The sequence below is a fragment of the Cytobacillus oceanisediminis genome, from assembly GCF_003182355.1.
In the GTDB taxonomy this organism is placed as follows: Bacteria; Bacillota; Bacilli; order Bacillales; family Cytobacillaceae; genus Cytobacillus; species Cytobacillus oceanisediminis_A.
In genome coordinates this window covers 315,166-333,807 of sequence record NZ_QGTW01000003.1, presented here as the reverse complement: position 1 = coordinate 333,807, position 18,642 = coordinate 315,166, and the positions used below count along the sequence as shown (strand labels likewise).

The 18,642-nt window shown below is 42.9% G+C and carries 20 protein-coding genes, 1 pseudogene and 1 other annotated feature; of the genes and pseudogenes, 13 read left to right on the top strand and 8 right to left on the bottom strand.

The features are described 5' to 3' along the window. The first annotated feature begins 144 nt into the window (after positions 1 to 144). The 3 genes from rnz (at position 145) to DFO73_RS08410 (ending at position 3,376) form a co-directional block, all read left to right on the top strand. A complete protein-coding gene (gene rnz, locus DFO73_RS08420) occupies positions 145 to 1,083 on the top strand; it encodes a ribonuclease Z (protein ID WP_110064334.1) in 939 nt (312 codons plus the stop codon). Next, positions 1,084 to 1,629, top strand: a complete 546-nt coding sequence (locus tag DFO73_RS08415) for a histidine phosphatase family protein (protein ID WP_110064333.1) — start codon at positions 1,084 to 1,086, stop codon at positions 1,627 to 1,629. An 88-nt stretch (positions 1,630 to 1,717) separates the two neighbouring features. Beyond that, positions 1,718 to 1,933: a binding site (T-box leader), on the top strand. A 105-nt stretch (positions 1,934 to 2,038) separates the two neighbouring features. Continuing rightward, the gene (locus DFO73_RS08410; RefSeq protein WP_110064332.1) at positions 2,039 to 3,376 is read left to right on the top strand and encodes a sodium-dependent transporter; all 1,338 of its coding nucleotides are present in this window, start codon (positions 2,039 to 2,041) and stop codon (positions 3,374 to 3,376) included. Positions 3,377 to 3,653: 277 nt separating this feature from the next. On the opposite strand, the gene namA is transcribed toward DFO73_RS08410, so the two are convergent. The 3 genes from namA to proC all read right to left on the bottom strand — a co-directional run bounded on the left by namA (position 3,654) and on the right by proC (position 6,839). After that, complete coding sequence (gene namA / locus DFO73_RS08400) at positions 3,654 to 4,673, bottom strand: NADPH dehydrogenase NamA (RefSeq protein ID WP_110064330.1); 1,020 nt, start codon at positions 4,671 to 4,673, stop codon at positions 3,654 to 3,656. 109 nt (positions 4,674 to 4,782) lie between these two features. Next, entirely contained in the window at positions 4,783 to 5,922 is a 1,140-nt protein-coding gene (locus DFO73_RS08395; protein ID WP_110064329.1) for a glycosyltransferase, read from the bottom strand. Positions 5,923 to 6,008: 86 nt separating this feature from the next. Continuing rightward, on the bottom strand, positions 6,009 to 6,839 hold the full coding sequence (gene proC, locus DFO73_RS08390) for a pyrroline-5-carboxylate reductase (RefSeq protein WP_110064328.1): 831 nt from the start codon (positions 6,837 to 6,839) through the stop codon (positions 6,009 to 6,011). 805 nt (positions 6,840 to 7,644) lie between these two features. Between proC and DFO73_RS08385 the strand changes: the two genes are divergently transcribed. Together DFO73_RS08385 and DFO73_RS08380 are read left to right on the top strand one after the other, a co-directional pair. After that, entirely contained in the window at positions 7,645 to 8,619 is a 975-nt protein-coding gene (locus DFO73_RS08385; RefSeq protein ID WP_110064327.1) for an MBL fold metallo-hydrolase, read from the top strand. Position 8,620: 1 nt separating this feature from the next. Next, the gene (locus tag DFO73_RS08380; RefSeq protein WP_110064326.1) at positions 8,621 to 9,415 is read left to right on the top strand and encodes an SDR family NAD(P)-dependent oxidoreductase; all 795 of its coding nucleotides are present in this window, start codon (positions 8,621 to 8,623) and stop codon (positions 9,413 to 9,415) included. Positions 9,416 to 9,477: 62 nt separating this feature from the next. Here the strand turns inward: DFO73_RS08380 and DFO73_RS08375 are convergent, their stop codons facing one another. After that, entirely contained in the window at positions 9,478 to 9,684 is a 207-nt protein-coding gene (locus DFO73_RS08375) for a YqzH family protein (RefSeq protein ID WP_110064325.1), read from the bottom strand. A gap of 290 nt (positions 9,685 to 9,974) precedes the next feature. Here DFO73_RS08375 and DFO73_RS08370 point away from each other — a divergent pair, with 290 nt between their 5' ends. From DFO73_RS08370 to DFO73_RS28535, 3 genes are all read left to right on the top strand, one after another. After that, positions 9,975 to 11,234 (top strand): Y-family DNA polymerase, encoded by a 1,260-nt coding sequence (locus DFO73_RS08370; RefSeq protein WP_110064324.1) that lies wholly within the window; start codon positions 9,975 to 9,977, stop codon positions 11,232 to 11,234. A gap of 17 nt (positions 11,235 to 11,251) precedes the next feature. Beyond that, positions 11,252 to 11,587, top strand: a complete 336-nt coding sequence (locus DFO73_RS08365; protein WP_110064323.1) for a YolD-like family protein — start codon at positions 11,252 to 11,254, stop codon at positions 11,585 to 11,587. 104 nt (positions 11,588 to 11,691) lie between these two features. After that, entirely contained in the window at positions 11,692 to 11,850 is a 159-nt protein-coding gene (locus DFO73_RS28535; protein WP_181395955.1) for a hypothetical protein, read from the top strand. Positions 11,851 to 11,870: 20 nt separating this feature from the next. On the opposite strand, the gene DFO73_RS08360 is transcribed toward DFO73_RS28535, so the two are convergent. After that, complete coding sequence (locus DFO73_RS08360) at positions 11,871 to 12,089, bottom strand: CDGSH iron-sulfur domain-containing protein (RefSeq protein WP_110064322.1); 219 nt, start codon at positions 12,087 to 12,089, stop codon at positions 11,871 to 11,873. A gap of 145 nt (positions 12,090 to 12,234) precedes the next feature. On the opposite strand from DFO73_RS08360, the gene DFO73_RS08355 reads away from it, so the two are divergent. The 4 genes and pseudogenes from DFO73_RS08355 (at position 12,235) to DFO73_RS08340 (ending at position 14,767) form a co-directional block, all read left to right on the top strand. Next, the gene (locus tag DFO73_RS08355) at positions 12,235 to 12,561 is read left to right on the top strand and encodes an iron-sulfur cluster biosynthesis family protein (protein ID WP_110064321.1); all 327 of its coding nucleotides are present in this window, start codon (positions 12,235 to 12,237) and stop codon (positions 12,559 to 12,561) included. A gap of 57 nt (positions 12,562 to 12,618) precedes the next feature. Beyond that, positions 12,619 to 12,919: pseudogene (locus DFO73_RS08350) on the top strand (aldehyde dehydrogenase family protein); the annotation flags it as partial. A 167-nt stretch (positions 12,920 to 13,086) separates the two neighbouring features. Further along, complete coding sequence (locus DFO73_RS08345) at positions 13,087 to 13,869, top strand: HAD family hydrolase (RefSeq protein WP_110064320.1); 783 nt, start codon at positions 13,087 to 13,089, stop codon at positions 13,867 to 13,869. A gap of 355 nt (positions 13,870 to 14,224) precedes the next feature. After that, positions 14,225 to 14,767 (top strand): hypothetical protein, encoded by a 543-nt coding sequence (locus DFO73_RS08340; RefSeq protein WP_110064319.1) that lies wholly within the window; start codon positions 14,225 to 14,227, stop codon positions 14,765 to 14,767. A 131-nt stretch (positions 14,768 to 14,898) separates the two neighbouring features. Here the strand turns inward: DFO73_RS08340 and DFO73_RS08335 are convergent, their stop codons facing one another. The 3 genes from DFO73_RS08335 to DFO73_RS08330 all read right to left on the bottom strand — a co-directional run bounded on the left by DFO73_RS08335 (position 14,899) and on the right by DFO73_RS08330 (position 17,230). Beyond that, positions 14,899 to 15,828 (bottom strand): alpha/beta hydrolase, encoded by a 930-nt coding sequence (locus DFO73_RS08335; RefSeq protein ID WP_110064318.1) that lies wholly within the window; start codon positions 15,826 to 15,828, stop codon positions 14,899 to 14,901. A 159-nt stretch (positions 15,829 to 15,987) separates the two neighbouring features. After that, positions 15,988 to 16,119 carry a hypothetical protein gene (locus DFO73_RS29215; protein ID WP_258309328.1) on the bottom strand — a complete coding sequence of 44 codons (132 nt, stop codon included), beginning with the start codon at positions 16,117 to 16,119 and terminating at the stop codon, positions 15,988 to 15,990. Positions 16,120 to 16,321: 202 nt separating this feature from the next. Beyond that, positions 16,322 to 17,230 (bottom strand): hydroxymethylglutaryl-CoA lyase, encoded by a 909-nt coding sequence (locus DFO73_RS08330; RefSeq protein ID WP_110064317.1) that lies wholly within the window; start codon positions 17,228 to 17,230, stop codon positions 16,322 to 16,324. A gap of 205 nt (positions 17,231 to 17,435) precedes the next feature. Between DFO73_RS08330 and DFO73_RS08325 the strand changes: the two genes are divergently transcribed. Continuing rightward, the gene (locus tag DFO73_RS08325; RefSeq protein ID WP_110064316.1) at positions 17,436 to 18,623 is read left to right on the top strand and encodes an acetyl-CoA C-acetyltransferase; all 1,188 of its coding nucleotides are present in this window, start codon (positions 17,436 to 17,438) and stop codon (positions 18,621 to 18,623) included. Positions 18,624 to 18,642: the final 19 nt, after the last annotated feature.

Sequence of the window (18,642 nt, the reverse complement as noted above, 5' to 3'; positions counted from 1 at the left end):
GTACGATATACGCATCATGCCGGAAGTTTTAAAAAAATAATTTTTTTGTTTATGGCAATTGTCTAGCCGAGAGTTCCGCCTGCTCAATCCTTTTGCCGATAGGTGGAGATCTTTGCTATTCTGCTCGAAAGGGGGCTTTTTATAATGGATGTTTTTTTCTTGGGGACGGGAGCAGGAATTCCTGCCAAGCTCCGCAACGTCTCGTCCATGGCTTTAAAACTTCTTGAAGAAAGAGGAGGTATCTGGCTTTTTGACTGCGGCGAAGCTACCCAGCATCAAATTTTACATACAAGCATCAAACCGCGAAGGATTGAAAAGATTTTTATTACCCACCTTCACGGAGACCATATATACGGATTACCCGGTTTATTATCCAGCCGTTCTTTCCAGGGCGGGGATACAGAGGTAACCCTTTACGGGCCAAAAGGGCTAAAGGAGTATGTGGAAGTCTCGCTTTCTGTAAGCGGTACATACCTTAAATATCCTTTGAAAGTTGTAGAAATTGCAGATGGGGTAATATTTGAAGACCCTGATTTCAAAGTCGAGGCACGCTTGCTGCAGCATGGGATCCCTTCATATGGATACCGGATTACTGAAAAGGACCGCCCAGGTACTTTGCTGGCCGATAAGCTTACTGATGCAGGTGTAAAACCAGGCCCGCTTTATAAAAGGATTAAAAATGGCGAAAATATTGAGCTTGAGGATGGCCGAATCTTAGATGCACGAGATTTCCTTGGGCCCGCCCAAAAAGGGAGGATTATCACCGTGCTTGGCGATACAAGGATTTGTGATGCGGCGGTTGAATTGGCTGCGGACGCTGACTTGCTTATTCATGAAGCCACTTTCTCACAAGGGGAAGAAAAGCTTGCTTATGATTATTTCCACTCGACAACCATTCAGGCAGCCCAGGTTGCTCAAAAAGCGAATGCCCAAAGGCTTTGCCTGAATCATATTAGTTCAAGATATGAACGCTCAGACTGGGAAAAGCTCGTTAAGGAATCACAAACCATTTTTCCAAACACTGACATAGCTGAAGACTTTAAAGAGATCCATATACCGCTAGTTAGGGGAGATGAAGATTAAATGAAAACCTTCTATATTGTCCGCCATGCAAAAGCTGAAGGTCAGCCTTTCTCCGCTAAACTGACAGACAAAGGAAGGGAGCAGGCACAGAGGCTTATTGCCTTTTTTAAAGATAAAGAAATTAACCGAATTTATTCAAGTCCTTTTGTGCGTGCACTTGAAACGATTAAGCCGTTGGCGGAATCAAGAAACTTGGACATTGTTGAGGATAAGCGTTTGGGGGAAAGAGTCCTCAGTTCTGTTAATTATGAGGATTGGCAGGATAAGCTAAAGGAAAGCTTTTCAGATTTTGAGATTGTTTTTGAAGGGGGAGAATCCCATTTATCCGGTATGGAGCGGGCTGCTTCCCTTATGAAGGATTTGATCGCTTCTGAAGAAAACCATATAGTGCTGGTCAGCCATGGAAATTTGTCAACTCTATTGCTGCGCTATTTCGATGAGAAAGTGGGTTTTGACCATCTTATGAAAATGAGCAATCCGGATGTTTTTGAAATCCAAGCAACCCACAAAGGTGCTGCTTGGAAAAGGATTTGGAACGGAGAGTAATGACTGGAAAAATTGAATTTTTCAAATTTGGCATTGACGGTTCGATGTTAGCGTACTATAATCACACTTATACTTAAAACATTATATTTAAAAAGCTATGAAAAGAACCTATTAAGTCTTATCTCCCTGTATATAGAGAGCTAGTGTATGGTGGAAACTGGCACAAAGATAAGATGAATTTCACCTTGGAGCTTTTCTTTTCCGCACTTCAGTGGAAAAGACGGTTAATCCGTTATATTTCGAGTGGAAAGTCACATGCTTTCAAAAAGGGTGGTACCGCGTGAATTGAATTCGCGTCCCTTTTGAAGAATGTGGCTTTTTTGTTTTTTCGGAAAAATAACTTTGTCATTAACAATGGAAATCCGGCCGGTTTCTATTTGATTTTAGTAAAAATATTGGAGGTACAAGCATGCAGCAAAATGAACAATGGTCATCGAAAATTGGTTTTATTTTAGCATCAGCTGGTTCGGCTATCGGGCTTGGGGCAATCTGGAAACTTCCGTATGTGGCAGGAACAAGCGGTGGCGGGGCATTTATGTTATTATTTCTTTTATTTTCTCTGTTAATTGGTTTCCCTCTTTTGCTTGGTGAATTTGTCATTGGGCGAAGTACAGGGAAAGAAGCAATTTCTGCATACAAGGACATTGCCCCAGGATCGAAATGGCATTGGATCGGTTATCTTGGTGTATTCACATGTTTTCTTCTATTATCTTTTTATAGTGTAATAGGCGGCTGGATCCTTAAGTACCTTGCGTACGGCGTCACGGGCTCTATGGATGCAGCGGGCGACTATGAAGCGCTGTTTGGCAGTTCAGTATCAGACTCTTCATCAGTTGTAGCAGCACAAGGAATCTTTTTATTAATAACCATTTTAGTTGTGGCTAAAGGGATTCAAAAAGGGATTGAGCAGGTCAGTAAAATTCTCATGCCGGCCCTTTTCCTGCTTTTTATTGTTTTGATTACCCGTTCATTAACACTTGAAAATGCAATGGATGGCGTATCTTTCTTTTTGAAGCCTGATTTTTCAAATTTAACTTCCGAAACCGTTCTTTATGCAATGGGACAATCCTTTTTCTCCCTAAGTGTCGGGGTTTCAGTTATGGTGACGTACAGCTCATATCTGTCCAAGAAAGAAAGCCTGCTGCAGCCTGCTTTTTCCGTTGTCGGCATGAACCTGTTTATTTCCATTCTTGCTGGCCTCGCAATTTTCCCGGCTGTCTTTTCGCTGGGGTTTGAACCTGCTGCAGGACCTGGATTGCTGTTTATTGTCCTGCCATCTGTTTTTGATCAGATTCTATTTGGAAAAGTGTTTTTGCTATTATTCCTAGCATTATTTTTATTTGCAACCCTAACTTCCGCTTTTTCTATGCTGGAAATTGTTGTTGCAGCCTTAACGAATAAGAAGGGGAGCGGCAGAACTCGTGCAGCTTGGCTGACAGGATTGGCTATCTTTATTGTTGGAATCCCATCAGCGCTCTCCTTTAGCACGCTATCAAATATATTGATATTTGGAAAAAATATTTTCGACAGTGCGGATTTTCTCGTAAGCAACATCCTTATGCCGGTCGGAGCTTTGCTTATTTCCATTTTCGTTTCATATAAAATGAAAAAGGATCTGCTAAGAAATGAATTGATCCAAGGTTCAAAATCGCTGAACGGCATTTTTTCCGTGTGGCACTTTCTTCTTCGCTATGTGGTGCCTTTGGTCATTATTATTGTTTTTCTTGATTCATTGCAGTTATTTTAATAGAAAGGCTCAGTTAAACTTGCCTGTTGATTTCCGTTTCAGGCACTCGGTTTCCGCGGGCGGTCCGACGCTCCTTGGCAAATTGCGCCTGCAGGATCCCTTTGACTCGCTTCTCCCGCTGAACATTGAATAAGCATCCTTGAAATATAACACCGGACGAAGGAAATGTGTATGCATTTTCGAGAAGCTCGGGTGCCATATCAACAATACACTTTAACAGAGCCAATAGAAAAAGGGATGGTACCATACCATCCCTTTTTCTACCTTTCAGGAGCTTTTACAGCCATCCATGTTCGTATTGCTTGGGCGGCTCAATAGAAACGCCTAGTTCTTTGGCAGCAGTTCGTGGCCAGTAAGGATCGCGCAGCAATTCCCGGGCAATGAAAATTAGGTCGGCTCGATCGTTTTGCAGTATTTCTTCAGCCTGCAAGCCGGAAGTAATTAAGCCGACAGCGCCAGTCTGGATATCGGCGCCTTCTTTAATAGTTTCGGAATACTTAACCTGGTAGCCTGGATAGGTATGAATTCTTGCCGGGACAACTGCACCCGAGCTAACATCTATAAGGTCTACGCCCTGTTCTTTCATCCATTTGCCCATTTCAGCATAATCTTTTGCCGTTAGCCCTTCTTCTTGATAGTCATTGGCTGAAACTCTTACAAATAGCGGGCCCTCCCATACTGTTTTAACCGCTTCAAGGACTTCACGCAGAATTCGGTAGCGGTTCTCTGCAGATCCGCCGTACTCATCTGTGCGTTTATTGCTAAGCGGTGATAGAAACTGGTTGATTAAATAGCCGTGTGCAGCATGAATCTCTATGACTTCAAAACCTGCTTTTTTCGCTCGATCAGCACCTTGCCTGAATGCATCGACAGTTTCAGAGATTTCTTCTTTTGTCATTTCTTTTGGTTTTTTCATTTTTTCATTAAAAGCGATGGCAGAAGGGGCGAGAATTTCACCTTCAACTGTAGCTTTTCTGCCGGCATGTGCAAGCTGGATTCCTGTAGCCGCACCATGTTCTTTCATTAAATTAGTCAATTCTTTTAATCCGGCGATATGGTCATCGCTCCATATTCCCAAATCCTGCGGGGAAATCCGGCCCTGTGGAGTAACAGCAGTCGCTTCGAGAATAATCAAGCCTACCTGGCCGACTGCCCGGCTCGTATAGTGTGTCCGGTGCCAGTTTTGGACCAGCCCGTCTTCGTTATGGCATGAGTACATGCACATTGGCGCCATTACGATTCTGTTTTTAAAGGTTACGTCTTTAATTGTAAAAGGGGAAAAAAGCTTTGTTTCCATATATAAGCCTCCTTGTTTCGCTATCCTAAATATTAAGTATAGCAGGCGAGATATCAAATGAAAAAGAACAAGCACTTTCGAATGTATTCTCCTTTGCAGCTTCCTATCCTTAGTGCTTGCGCCGCAGTTCACTTAACTTGTATAAAGTTCCCCTCCAAACAATTCCGCCCCGCACAAGTGTTAAAATGCTGGCACGTATAATGGAATAAATAAAAAGGAGCGCTGTAAGTGGGAATACAAGAAACAGGAGAGGAGAGAAATCGGACATCCTTTTAGTAATTATCGTGTAAACGACAGCCAGCAGAAAGACATTCGCCAGGCTTAAGACGGAAATGATCTTGTCAGGTGAAAAAATGGTGAAGAAGGGCAGTACCTGTGAAATAAACGTACCGGCAATTGCAAACAAGACCATGCTGATTCGGTAATGGAGGCCCGCGAAAGTGTTCTTTTCCAATCCCTTAAAGGCTTCCTTTAAGCTTCTATACCATTCAACCTCGATCAGATCCATCGCCGTTACAATTTTTTGCCTGAAGCCTATTTGCTTCATTTTCATTCCCAGCATTAAATCATCATCCGGGCGCATTTTTATCACTTCATGTGTGCCGAGCGCCTCATATGCCTGTTTGGAGATCAGGTTGAACGCCCCGATTCCCATGCCGGTTTTAGAATGTGGATTATTTGCCAGCCATGGGCGTTTATAATAGGAAAAGCCAAAAAGGAAAAAGGCGATGAACGCTTTAAGCCAGAAGCTTTTTCCGTTTAAATTGGGGGCTGCAGTCAAATGATCGAGACCGTGCTCCTTAAAATAATATATGGCCTTGCCAATGGCATCTTTTTTAAATAAAACATCAGCGTCAGTGAACAGAATCAACTCTCCCGATGCTTCCCGGTACCCCTTATAAAGAGCGTGATTTTTCCCTAGCCACCCATCCGGGAGAGACTTAATATGGATGGTTCTTATCCTTGGATCAGACTCCTGGATACGATCCATGGTCTTTCCCGTATTGTCAGTTGAGCGGTCATTTACTAATATCCATTCCATGTTTTTGTAGCCTTGTTTCAGCTGGCTTTTTAAGCTTTCTTCCAGCTGGGCTTCTTCGTTCCGGGCCGCTACAATCACGGATAAGCGGGGCCCTTCACTGATGCTTTCGGAATCCTCAAGGCGATCGAGCCGCTTAAATCCCAAAGAGGCATCAATGAAAACAGCCAGCCATACAAGCAGGCTTAGGCTTAATAATAAAGCGAACATAGAATGCACTTCCTCAATGATTTTCTCTTAGTTTGCTCCAAGCAAAGGGGAGCTTTTCCGTTAATTTTTAGAAAGTGCTGTATCAGTTAAGTTTTCACAGTGCTGCTGAAGCTGTGGCCAAGCCGTTTGGATTGGGCTGTTGCTTGCTTGATGCATTCAATAAAGGCTTTCTGGACACCATTCTCTTCAAGCACTTTTACACCAGCTTCTGTTGTGCCGCCAGGGCTTGTTACTTCTTTTCTTAGCTGCTGAGGCTCTTTAGCCGATTTTGCCAGCATCTCGGCTGCCCCAATCAACGTTTGAATGATGAATTCTTTGGCCATTTCCTTTTCGAGCCCGATTTCTTCGGCGCTTTTTTCCATTGCTTCTGCAAGATAGTAAATATACGCTGGGCCGCTTCCTGACAAGCCTGTTACCGCGTCCAACTGTTTTTCCTCTACAAATGCAGCCATTCCGACCGTTTCAAAAATTTCCTTCACTAGCTCCATTTGTTTTGTTGTCACTCTTTCATTGACTGATAAGGCACTGGCCGATTTGCCGACTGCTGCGGATGTGTTTGGCATGGCTCTGACCACTGGAAGCTTTCTTTCTGCCAAAAGCTCAATGCTTTCAATAGATACTCCTGCCAACACGGAAATGATCAGCACATCCGTTTTTAAATAAGGCTTAATGAGGGTGATGGCATCAGCTGCATCTTTTGGCTTTATGGCTAAAATTACGGCTTCAGCCCCTTTGAAAATTTCTTCAAGATTATAGGTTGCCTGTACGCCATACGTTTTCTGCATGAATTGCAGTTTTTCCTCATTGCCTTTATTAGTAACCCATATGTTGTCCCCAGTGATGAGCCGGCTTTCTATGATTCCTGATATTAATGCTTCTGCCATGGATCCTGCTCCAACAACAGCCAACTTTTTCATTGCTATTCCTCCTTTAAATGAATGTTTCCTAAGCCTGCTGACCAAACTGAATTTGACGCTGCGAGGGCCGATCCTAACTATCATAAAAATAGGCTATGTTAAAGCTCATTGTTGATATTTGGCACCCTGTTGCGGAAATCAACAGGCAAGTTTAACAGAGCCTAAAAATAAAAAAGTCTTTTCATCCAGTAAAGGACGAAAAGACTTTGCTTCCGCGGTACCACCTTCATTGCCTTTCCTGTATCAAAAGCAGCTGAACTTCTTATAAACACAGCCATTTGGATTCTATTGAAAAGGCATCTCCACCCCGATAACGCCGGGAATGCGTTTAGGTTTTCCTAACAGCTCATAAGGCAGGTTCAATGGTCAAGTGGACGGTGAAGCCTTTCAGCCGCTGAGCTTCACTCTCTTTCGCCGTTTCCCATTTACTAATCTTAATCATAGCTATTTTTTCTGCTGCTGTTGAGTGCAGCTTTGGTCTGTAAAATCAAATTTTAATTGTGATTATGCAAGAAGATAAGCCTGTTTGTCAAGCGGTATTTTAAAAAATTTTATTAAAGTTCAAGAAAAATTATGTGAAAATAATGACAATTACCAAAAATAGCGGTACACTTATTTTTATATATGATAATTTCTAAATTATGTTATTGAGTTTCAGCCATTTGTGTTCTGGTTGACTGCCTTATCTTAAAAGGGTGAAGCAACTGGTTTGAACACTTAGTTTGTATTACCTTGATTACCAGCGGAAATATATGAAAAGGAACTTTATCTTATTTAAATATAGCGTTTTTAGGGGGCTGGAAAAATGGCAGAATGGAAAGATGGAATTGCAAAACTCATTATCCCGACACCTTTTGCTGTCGGAGACGTTAATGTATATGCTGTGAAAGGAGAAAAGCTGACTCTCGTGGACGCGGGTCCGAAAACGGATGAAGCATGGGACGCATTAAAAGAGCAATTAAAGGAATTGCATTTAATTCCCGGCGATTTCGAACAGGTTGTCCTTACTCATCATCATCCCGATCACGCAGGATTGCTGGACTTCTTCCCTCAGAATATGGAGATATATGGGCATCCAGTAAATCAAAGATGGCTGTCCCGGACGGAAGCCTTTTTAAAAGCCCATGATGAATTTTATTATAATCTTTTTACTGAATTCGGGGTTCCGGAAAAGTATCTATCCTTTATTGGTTTGATGAGAAAGACCCTTCGTTTTTCCTGCAATCGCTCATTAACGGGGGAGCTTCAGGAGGGTGATAAACCTGCCGGGCTGGATGAATGGACCGTTATTGAGACACCGGGCCATGCCCAAAGCCATATGGGCTTGCTAAGGGAAAAAGACGGTGTATTTATAGGCGGAGACCATTTACTTGCCCATATCTCTCCTAATCCTATATTAGAGCCGCCGCTGCCTGGAAAAACGGAGCGGCCAAAGCCTCAGCTGCAATACAATGAGTCTTTAAAAAAAGTGCAGGATCTGCCGATCAGCCTTTTCTATTCTGGACACGGGGAAGATATCACAAATGTAAATGAACTAATTGAAGTAAGGCTTGGGCGCCAGCACGACCGTGCCATGAAAGTGAAAGAATGGCTTGAATCCGAATCACTCACTGTTTTTGAAGCTTGCCGCCGCTTATTTCCTAAAGTGTATGAGAAAGAGCTTTCCCTGACGATATCGGAAACAGTCGCCCAGCTTGACTATTTGTATTCAATAGGGGAGATTTATATAGATAAAGAGGAGAAAGCTTTCTTGTATTCCGCATCAAAAGAGGTGGTTTAATTTGTCAGATCGATTAAAAAATAAAAATATTATTATTACGGGTGCATCGGGCGGAATTGGAGCCCAAATGGCTGCTCTTTGCGCCGAGAGAGGGGCAAATCTTGTCCTTCTTGCCCGTAATCTTGAAAAATTGAATGCGCTGAAGGCCCATTTGCAGAGCCGCTTTTCGGTGGACATTCATGTACATAAACTTGATGTCTCCAACACTGATGAGGTCTCTGCTGTGTTTTCAGAGATTCTTGCCCGAATCGGCCGTGTGGATATTCTTGTTAATAATGCCGGATACGGAATTTTTCGAGAGGCACATGAAGCGAAAATCGAAGAAATAAAGGGCATGTTTGACGTTAACGTACTCGGATTGATGGCTTGCACTAGCATGGTGCTGCCGGCTATGAGGCAGCAGAAGAGCGGCCATATTATCAATATCGCTTCACAGGCCGGCAAGATTGCTACGCCGAAATCCAGTGTTTATTCTGCAACCAAGCATGCAGTTCTTGGCTATACGAACAGCCTCCGGATGGAGCTGGCTGACAGCAATGTATTTGTAACAGCCGTAAATCCCGGTCCTATTGAAACAGACTTTTTTAATATTGCTGATGAAAAGGGCACGTATGTTAAAAATGTTCAGCGGTATATGCTCAAACCGGAGTATGTGGCGCTTAAAGTGGCTGATGCCATGCTGACGCCTGCCAGGGAAATTAATCTCCCGCGGTGGATGAATGCGGGAAGCATTGTTTATACTCTGTTTCCGAGGTTATTTGAAAGAATCGGAAAACGCGCTTTTAATCAGAAATAAAATACTAAAAGGCCGCCAGCATTGCCTGGCGGCTTATCTTTTGCACTCCTCCCGCTGTCCGCTTAAAAATATGGCGAATCTGTGATATATCCGTACACTGCATCATTTACGATTTCATGCAGATCGCTGTCAGCTTCTTTATTTTTTGCCTCAATGATTTTATTAAAAATTTCTTCAAACTCTCTGCTTTCAAACAAGATGGAATGACTGTCCTCATTGTATTGTTTTAAACAGTTTTGCACCATTTTAAAGATTAGTTTCTTGTTCATTTTATTGCACCTCATGCTGATTATACAGTTTCCTGGGAATATTGGCACCTGGCAAAAGAACCTGATTTAAGAAAAAGCCCGTAAAATTTCCATTGAAACCGAACGCATATTCGCTTAATATAATGGGTATACATATACAGAACAAATGTTCTTTGTTATCCTGCAGGGCAAGATGCTTTTAAGAGCAGCTTTCTAAAGTTGGATGATGTCTAGCTTCAGGCGCCATCGGCTCGAGGTCATAAGCCGATAAGCGGGCGCCTTACGCTTTTCTAAGGAGGATGTCGGAAGTCATGGTTGATTACAGCGCAATGCCGGAAAATAAAATTTTGTGTGTTGATATGAAGAGCTTTTACGCAAGCTGTTCTGCTGTCATGCTTGGCCTGGACCCTCTTGATTGCTACCTTGTGATTGCCGGAAACGTGGAGCGGAAGGGCAGTGTCGTTCTGGCTGCCTCTCCGAGGATGAAAAAGGAATTTGGGATAAAGACTGGATCCCGTCTGTTTGAGGTTCCCAATGACCCCCGCATTAGGGTTGAGGAGCCGAAAATGTCCACTTATTTAAGGATTTCCACCGAAATCACCCGGGTGTTTAACCGCTATGTCCCCAAGGAAGCTATCCATACGTACAGTGTCGATGAAAGCTTTATAAAAGTAGACGGGGCACTCCATCTCTGGGGGGATGCCAAGACGATTGCCTGGAAAATAAAAGATGATATTGAACGGGAGTTTCAGCTTCCGTGTGCCATCGGGATAGGGCCGAATATGCTCATGTCCAAACTCTGCCTTGATCTTGAAGCGAAAAAGAAGGGAGTCGCTGAGTGGACGTATGAAGATGTAAAGACAAAATTGTGGAACGTATCTCCTTTAAGGGAAATGTGGGGAATAGGGAGGCGCGTTGAAAAAACGCTGAACGGGATGGGAATCTTTACAGTGGGCCAGCTTGCCCGCTATGACCTGGAAAAGCTTGAAAAGAAGTTTGGGATTATGGGCAACCAGCTTTATCACCATGCATGGGGAATTGACCTTTCAGAAATGGGGGCACCGATTATGGAAGGGCAGATCAGCTTTGGGAAAAGCCAAATTTTATTAAGGGATTACAAGGAGGAGGAGGAAATTAAGCAAGTTGTCCTCGAAATGTGCGAGGAAGTGGCAAGAAGAGCCCGCACCCACCGCAAAGCCGGAAGGACAGTCAGTTTTGGCCTCGGGTACAGCCAGGATGAATTCGGAGGTGGCTTTTACCGCTCAAGAACGATTGATCAGCCAACGAATATCACGATGGATCTTTACCGGGTCTGCCTGGAGCTTTTTCATGAGAATTATGAAGGCAAAACAGTGCGGCAAATCTCTATCTCCCTCGGCAATATTACGGATGACTGCGAAATGCAGCTGAGTCTGTTTGATTTGGATGGCTGGAAAAAACGGGAGCTCGGCTACACGGTGGACCGGATTCGCTCCAAGTTTGGAGGAGGAGCCCTTTTAAGAGCCGTATCTTATACAAGTGCAGGTACGGCCAAGCACCGCGCGACATTGGTTGGCGGTCATAAAATGTAAACAAAGGGGGACAGCTTATGATTCGCGATCGGGGCAGAATAAAATGGACTTCCATGATGCTGCCGGAACATGTAAAGCTATTAAGAGATTGGGCAAAGGAAGATACGTACGAGCAAAAGCGGGAATTGGATGAGCAAAAGCTTGAGTTTATGAACGAAATTCTTTCAGAGGCGATGGAATTTCAAAAATCCGTTACACTCACTCATTATCGGGGCAGAAATTATGAACTTGTTATTGGAAACATTCATTACTGGGATGAATTTGGCCAAAAGCTGCATATAGTGGACCGCTTTGAGGAAATTCACCGCATTCCAATTAATGCAATAGCCGATGCCCGGTTTACGGATGAGTAGATGTAGCGGACTGTCTAGCCGAAAGCTGCGGAAAATAATGGGTGTGATTAAAAGGGGTAGTTTTTAGGCAGCAGAAGCACCTTAACAGCAAGGAGGTGTTTCACATGCCAAGAGGAAAAGAACTGGAGCAGCTGCCAATGGCCAATATCGCACCGGGCGCTGGAGATGACAGTACGGGAATGGATCGGGAAATGCTGCAGGGCATTGTACAGGAAGAGCGGGTAACGCCGGCAAAAGTTAAAAACGAAAAAAAACGGGGATAACTGTCCCCGTTTTCCAGCGATTACTCTTTATCGTCCAAAACCTTCTCGGCACGGACACAGGATTCAAAACTTCCCTTATGGGTTCCGTCGCAGAATGGAAGCTTTGATGATTTTCCGCATCGGCAAAGAGAGAATACCTGCTTTGTTTCAAATTTGTTGCCGTCCACATCAATTAATTCCACATCGCCTGTTACACGCAGCGGGCCATTATCCATTACTTTAATCTGCACCTTTGACATACACAACCACCCTTTCACAAAATTGACACATATTCACTTTGATGGTAAAAGGAATTAGCGAAAAAAGCAACTATCCCTTTCTAAAGCATGTTGAATTTAACTGTGTTAAAATACAGCATATGCAAAGGGGAGGTAGTTTTAAACCATGGAAATTACAGTAACCGAAACGGCGGCGGAAAAATTATCCGAGCGGGTCGCCGGAAAAGATGGCTATGTAAAGCTGAAATATGATATAGATGGCTGCGGATGTGTTGTGAGCGGTGTGACAGCTCTCTGGCTTGTGCATGAACTGGATGATGATGACCGGGAAATCAAAACGAATGCCGGAAGCATATATGTGGAAAAATCAAAGGAAGTATTCCTGGACGAGGATTTAAAAATAGATTTTTCAGAGAAAGCAAACTGCTTTCAGTTAAAAAGTCCGAATCAGTATTTGAATCCAAGAATGAGTTTTTTTGATAAAACAAAATAGATTTTATAAAAGGCGGCCGGGGATGGCTGCCTTATTTTTTTGGAGGTCCTATGATTTACTGATGAATTGACCTGCATGAAGGACGAAATTTTTGGACCTTTAGCTCCTATTTCAATCTTTAAATCCGATTAGGAAGTTATTGAGCGGGCGAACAAATTCTAACTATGGTTTAGCTGCCTATGTTTACACTGAAAATTTAAGCAGATCTTTTAAAATCACTGAAGAACTGGAATAGGGCATCATTGGTTTAAATGATGCCCTCCCTTTAGCCGTGCAGGTTCCTTTTGGAGGCTATAAGGAAAGTGGACATGGCAGGGAAGGCGAGTACTATGGAATGAAAGGGGCATTGACTAAATGATAGACAATAAAAATTACGTATGGATCTGAAAATGATCCATGTGTTTATTGTGCTTTCTTCATTACAAATTAATAGAAGAACATCAAACAAAAGCGGAAAATGTATTTTAAAAATTAAAAAAATGATAAACTATTATAAAATAATATTCTATTAAAGGGAGAATCAGAATGATAAAAGCCATTTTCTTTGATTTAGATGATACATTGCTATGGGATCAAAAAAGTATAAAAGAAGCCTTTGGAGCCACCTGTAAATTAGCGGAAGAACGGTATGGCATTAACTCGGATCAATTAGAAGAGGCTGTTCGGGAAGCAGCAAGAAATTTATACTCTTCCTATGAAATTTACCCTTTTACGAAAATGATTGGGATCAACCCATTTGAAGGATTGTGGGGGAATTTTTTAGATGAACAGGATGATTTTAAAAAAATGAAAGAAATCGTCCCCTCCTATCGAAAAGATGCCTGGACAGCAGGTCTAAAAACCATGGGAGTGGATGACCCAGACTTTGGATATGAATTAGCGGAACGTTTCCCGCAGGAACGGAAAAAGGCACCGTTTGTTTATGAAGAAACGTTTAAAACGCTGGATGAGTTAAAAAAGGATTATCAGCTTCTGCTTTTAACAAATGGTTCACCAGACCTGCAAAAAACAAAACTAACCATTACAAAAGAGCTTATCCCTTATTTTGACCAAATCGTCATTTCAGGCGATTTTGGAAGAGGAAAGCCTGATCCTGCTATTTTTGAGCATGCTTTGACACTAATGTCTATTGAGAGAGATGAAGTTGTTATGGTCGGGGATAATTTAATGACAGACATTCTTGGGGCAAATCGCGCAGGTATAAAATCTGTTTGGCTTAACCGTCATAATAAAAAGCCAAATGAAGTTATTCCTACATATGAGATTCAGCATTTGGAAGAGCTTTATGGCATTTTAGAGAAGTTATAGGTGAATTTAGGATTTCCTATATTCATAGGTGATTTTGTGTAAAAAATAGGCTTTGTTAAATTTCTGTTTTGATATTGGCACCCTGTTGCGGAAGGCGTGAGACTCCAGCGGGAGAAGCGAGTCAAAGGGAGACCTCGCAGGCTTAACGCTTGAGGAGCGTCGGACTGCCCGCGGAAAGCGTGCGCCTGGAACGGAAATCAACAGCCAAGTTTAACAGAGCCAAAAATAAATAATTGGAAAAATGTTTTAACCGCTAAAGAATAGGCTACAGACTCATGAGAACATCAAAAAAACGAATGTTTCAATAACATTTTACATTAAATTGCAAGACACTTTAAAATGGAGAGGAGAAGTCATGAAAAAGAAAAATATACTGCTTTTGCTGGCTGCGTCCATTCTGCTATTGTCAGCGTGCAGTACAAAGACAATGGGTCAGGCAATTGATGAGGATATCCCTTTTAATGTGAAAGAAATTTTACATAAAGAGAAAGTAAAAGACGGAATCATTCTCCTATATACAACACATCAGAAAAATGGGCAGGGTGAATTCGATGCTATGGCGGCTGCGTATTTGAAGGGCAGCGATAAAAACGGCTGGAAAAATGAAGGGCACAACCACTGGGAGCATTATGAAAATGAACACATGACTGTTTATACAGACGATTTCTATGATTATGATAAGGAAGGAAAATTGGAAAGCAGGATCCCGATCATTTTTGGGGAGATTCATAATCAGGATATCCAAAAAGTAGAAGTAGCCGGCCAGGAAGAGAAATTTGAAGAAGCAGCAATCATCGAAAAAGAGAGCGGACGATATTATTTTAAAAGGGGAGAATTCCATACAGCAAGAGGTTTATCGGCAGACGGCAAGGAGATTCTGAAACAGAAGCAAAATTAGGGGTGTCCAGGCATGAGCACCTTTCTTAAAAAATGGTGAGAGTGTAAAGCGGGAGCAAAGCCAAAAGCCTGCCCAAAAAGGTAATTTCAAGCAATAAAGAAAGCTGGCCCTAAATGTGAGCCAGCTTTTTTCTATTGCGTAAAAAGTTCTTTATTTTTATAAACGTACTCTTCCAAAAACTCATCAATTACCTTCTTATAGTCTTCTTTGTTTTCATTGAACGATTGGGCATGGATACCGTTAACAGCTAGGTAAAGCTTTTTAGGGCCCTTTTTCTTCTCATACAATGCTTCGGACATGGTTGGCAAAATGAAATCATCCTTCTCGCTGTGAATAAACAGGATAGGCTTTTTTATGTTTTCAATCACAGAAATAGGGGAGACGTCTGCTATGGAATATTTCTCGCGCATTCGCAGGAATAAATCGGCAACAGGCAAAAAGAGCTTCGGCGGCAGCTTCATTTCCGCTTTCAGCCGATAAGCAAGCTGCTCTTTAAAATCGGAAAACGGGCAGTCGGCAATATAAAAGTCAGCACCATCTTCTAGTATTCCGGCATAGAGAAGCATGGTGGCAGCTCCCATGCTTTCGCCATGAATGCCAACCTGAATGCCAGGCCCTTTTTCAGCTTTGAGCCAATCAACGATTGCTTTTAAATCAAATTTTTCATAATGCCCGTAGCTTGTCGTTTTTCCGCCAGATTCCCCATGGCGCCGATGATCATAAATAACAGCGTTAAATCCCCGTTCCAGGAAGAGGTTCATATATTTAATTGAGTTCATTTTATTCTCGGTTACCCCATGGGAGATAATGATATAACGATTAATCTCATGCGGTTCAACAGCCACAGCCTTTAAGTTATATCCAAAAGGGGAGGGAACCAGCACTTCTCGTTTTGGAAGGCTTTCATACTTAATAAGATCAAGCCTGCCCGCCCCCTTCTCCCTTTCCAAAATAAATTCATCTTCCTTCTTTTTCATATACATAAGCCTATTTGTAAAATAGACGCCGAGTGATGAAAGAAAGAGAATAATTGAAAATAAGTAACGAAAAAACTTTCTCAACCCCATCCCTCCACCTGTTTTTCTTTATTTTACCATTCCGTCGGAAATTAAAACATAGAAGCGAGCATGGACAAATCGAAAAAGTCTTGAGGGGGACTCGAACTGCCTCCCCCAAAATTTTTCCTGCTGACAGCAAGAAAAAAAAGCCGCTTTTGCGGCTTATTGCTGGGAGTTTTGCCTTTTGGTAGGATGAATCGCTTTTTCCAATTCCTCAGCAGCGATCGTCTGGCTTACTGTATCCGAATTGGGCTTTCCCTTCTGGCTATATCCTTTATCGCGTTTTTGGCTCATCTTTCTTATCCCCCTTCTAAAATAGGCTTGCTCCAGTGTCGTGTTTTTAGCTGAATGCGGCTACCCACAAGTAAGGAGCTGTGCTTGGAGTCTTCACCTAATAAGATGCTTTAAGAAGGAAAGGCTTATTCATGATTGGCAGATTTGGAATTTGTATATTGCTGCTAGTGTTTGCGTCAGGCAAAGGGAATGCTGCTTTTGGCTATTTAACAGTTTCCGCATTCAAGCGGTAATAGGTGCTTTCAATCGGCCTTGAGAGATGCGGCTGAACGATCTTGACAGCCTGCACTAGTTTTTCCAGATTAACGTTCGTTTCGATTCCCATCCGTTCAAGCATATAAACAACATCCTCTGTGGCTGCATTGCCGGCAGCACCTGGTGCAAATGGGCATCCGCCAAGTCCGCCTGCTGATGTATCAAATCTTTCAACGCCTGCCTGTAAAGCAGCAAAAATGTTTGTTAGCGCCATTTTTCTTGTGTCATGGAAGTGTGCAGTCAACAGTGTATTTGGAAACTCTGTTTTTAAACGGGAAAAAAGCTCGTAAGATTCATGGGGAGCAGCCATTCCTATCGTATCTGCCACGCTTAGCTCGTCAGCTCCAGCCTCCACAAATTGGCGGCACAGCTCGACTGCGTCATCAGGTTTAACCTCTCCTTCATAAGGGCAATAAAAAGCTGTGGAGATGCAGGCACGGACAAAATAACCTTTTTCCTTTAATTCACCAATAATTGGTTTTAGTTCTGCCATGCTTTCCTGGGTGGTTTTATTGATGTTTTTCTTATTGAACGTATTGCTTACACCGACGAATACAGCAACTGCCTTGCAATCCGTCATAAGCACTCTATCAATGCCCTTGCGGTTAGGTGCCAATACGATGTCCCTTGTATTCCCATCCAGGCAATCTGCCACAATCTCAGGCGCATCGCCCATTTGCGGAACCCATTTCGGAGAAACAAAGGAAGTCAGCTCCATTTCCGTTAAACCGGCATTTTTCAAACTTTTAATGAACTCTTTCTTTACTTCTGTCGGAACAAAGGATTTTTCATTCTGAAGCCCATCCCGGGGGCCAACCTCGATTATTGTTACTTTTTTAGGCAATCCAAGCGTCATGTTTTCCTCTCCCGTCACATATTTTTAATCGTGTATCGTAAGCGCTTTCCTGGCTGTGGAGAATTATACATATTGCATTCAACATAATTGTAGTAGGAAAGCTTTTTCGAATGCAAGAATAATAGAAATTTTGACAAAATAAAAGGAATTTTGAGACTTTGCGCGAATATAAGCAGAGAGATGTTTTTTTGAAAGGATGAGAGAAATGCCACAAACAGAAGCAGTGATAGTCAGCGCTGTCCGGACAGCAATCGGAAGTTTTAATGGAAGCCTTAAAGATGTATCGGCTCCCGATCTAGGAGCAATAGCCATTAAAGGAGCTCTTGAAAAAGCAGGTGTAAAACCGGAGCAAATAGATGAAGTAATCTTGGGAAATGTTCTTCAGGCAGGGCTTGGCCAGAATCCTGCAAGGCAGGCAGCTCTTAAAGCGGGCCTTCCTGAAAGCGTTTCCGCGATGACAATCAATAAAGTTTGCGGTTCAGGATTGAAAGCGGTTCATTTAGCAGCACAGGCGATTATGGCAGGAGACGCAGAAGCCGTTATCGCCGGCGGAATGGAAAATATGAGCCAGGCGCCTTACATACTGAAAAATGCAAGAAATGGCTTTAAAATGGGGGATCAAAAGCTTGTTGATTCCATGATTTCGGATGGGCTTTGGTGTGCTTTTAACGATTACCATATGGGGGTAACCGCCGAAAACCTTTGTACCAGATATGATTTAACCCGGGAAGAGCAGGACGAGTTTGCTGCCGGGAGCCAGGAAAAGGCAGCTAGGGCAATTGAAGAAGGCAAATTTAAGGATGAAATCGTTCCAGTGGAAATTCCTCAGCGAAAAGGAGATCCGATCGTGTTTGACACGGATGAGTATCCGAAGAAAGGAACGACTTCTGAAAAGCTTGGTGGTCTTCGCCCGGCATTTAAAAAAGACGGCAGCGTCACAGCCGGCAACGCTTCAGGCATTAATGACGGTGCAGCTGTATTGCTTGTCATGAGCAAAAAGAAAGCGGAAGAGCTGGGGCTGAAGCCTTTAGTTACAATTAAAGGGAATGCCAGTGCAGGTGTAGATCCTAGCATCATGGGCATCGGCCCTGTTGCCGCTGTAAAAAAAGCGCTTGAAAAAGCGGCTGTTTCCATGGACGAATTGGAGCTTATTGAAGCCAATGAAGCATTCGCAGCCCAATCGCTTGCAGTTGATAGGGAGCTTCGTTTTAACAAGGAAATTTTAAATGTAAACGGCGGGGCAATTGCGCTAGGCCATCCGATTGGTGCCAGCGGAGCGAGAATCCTTGTAACCCTAATACATGAGATGCAGAAAAGGCAGGCAAAGAAAGGCCTTGCTACTCTTTGTATTGGCGGGGGGCAGGGTGTTGCCACCGTAGTCGAGCTTGAATAGTCGCTTTTTGCAAATAGCT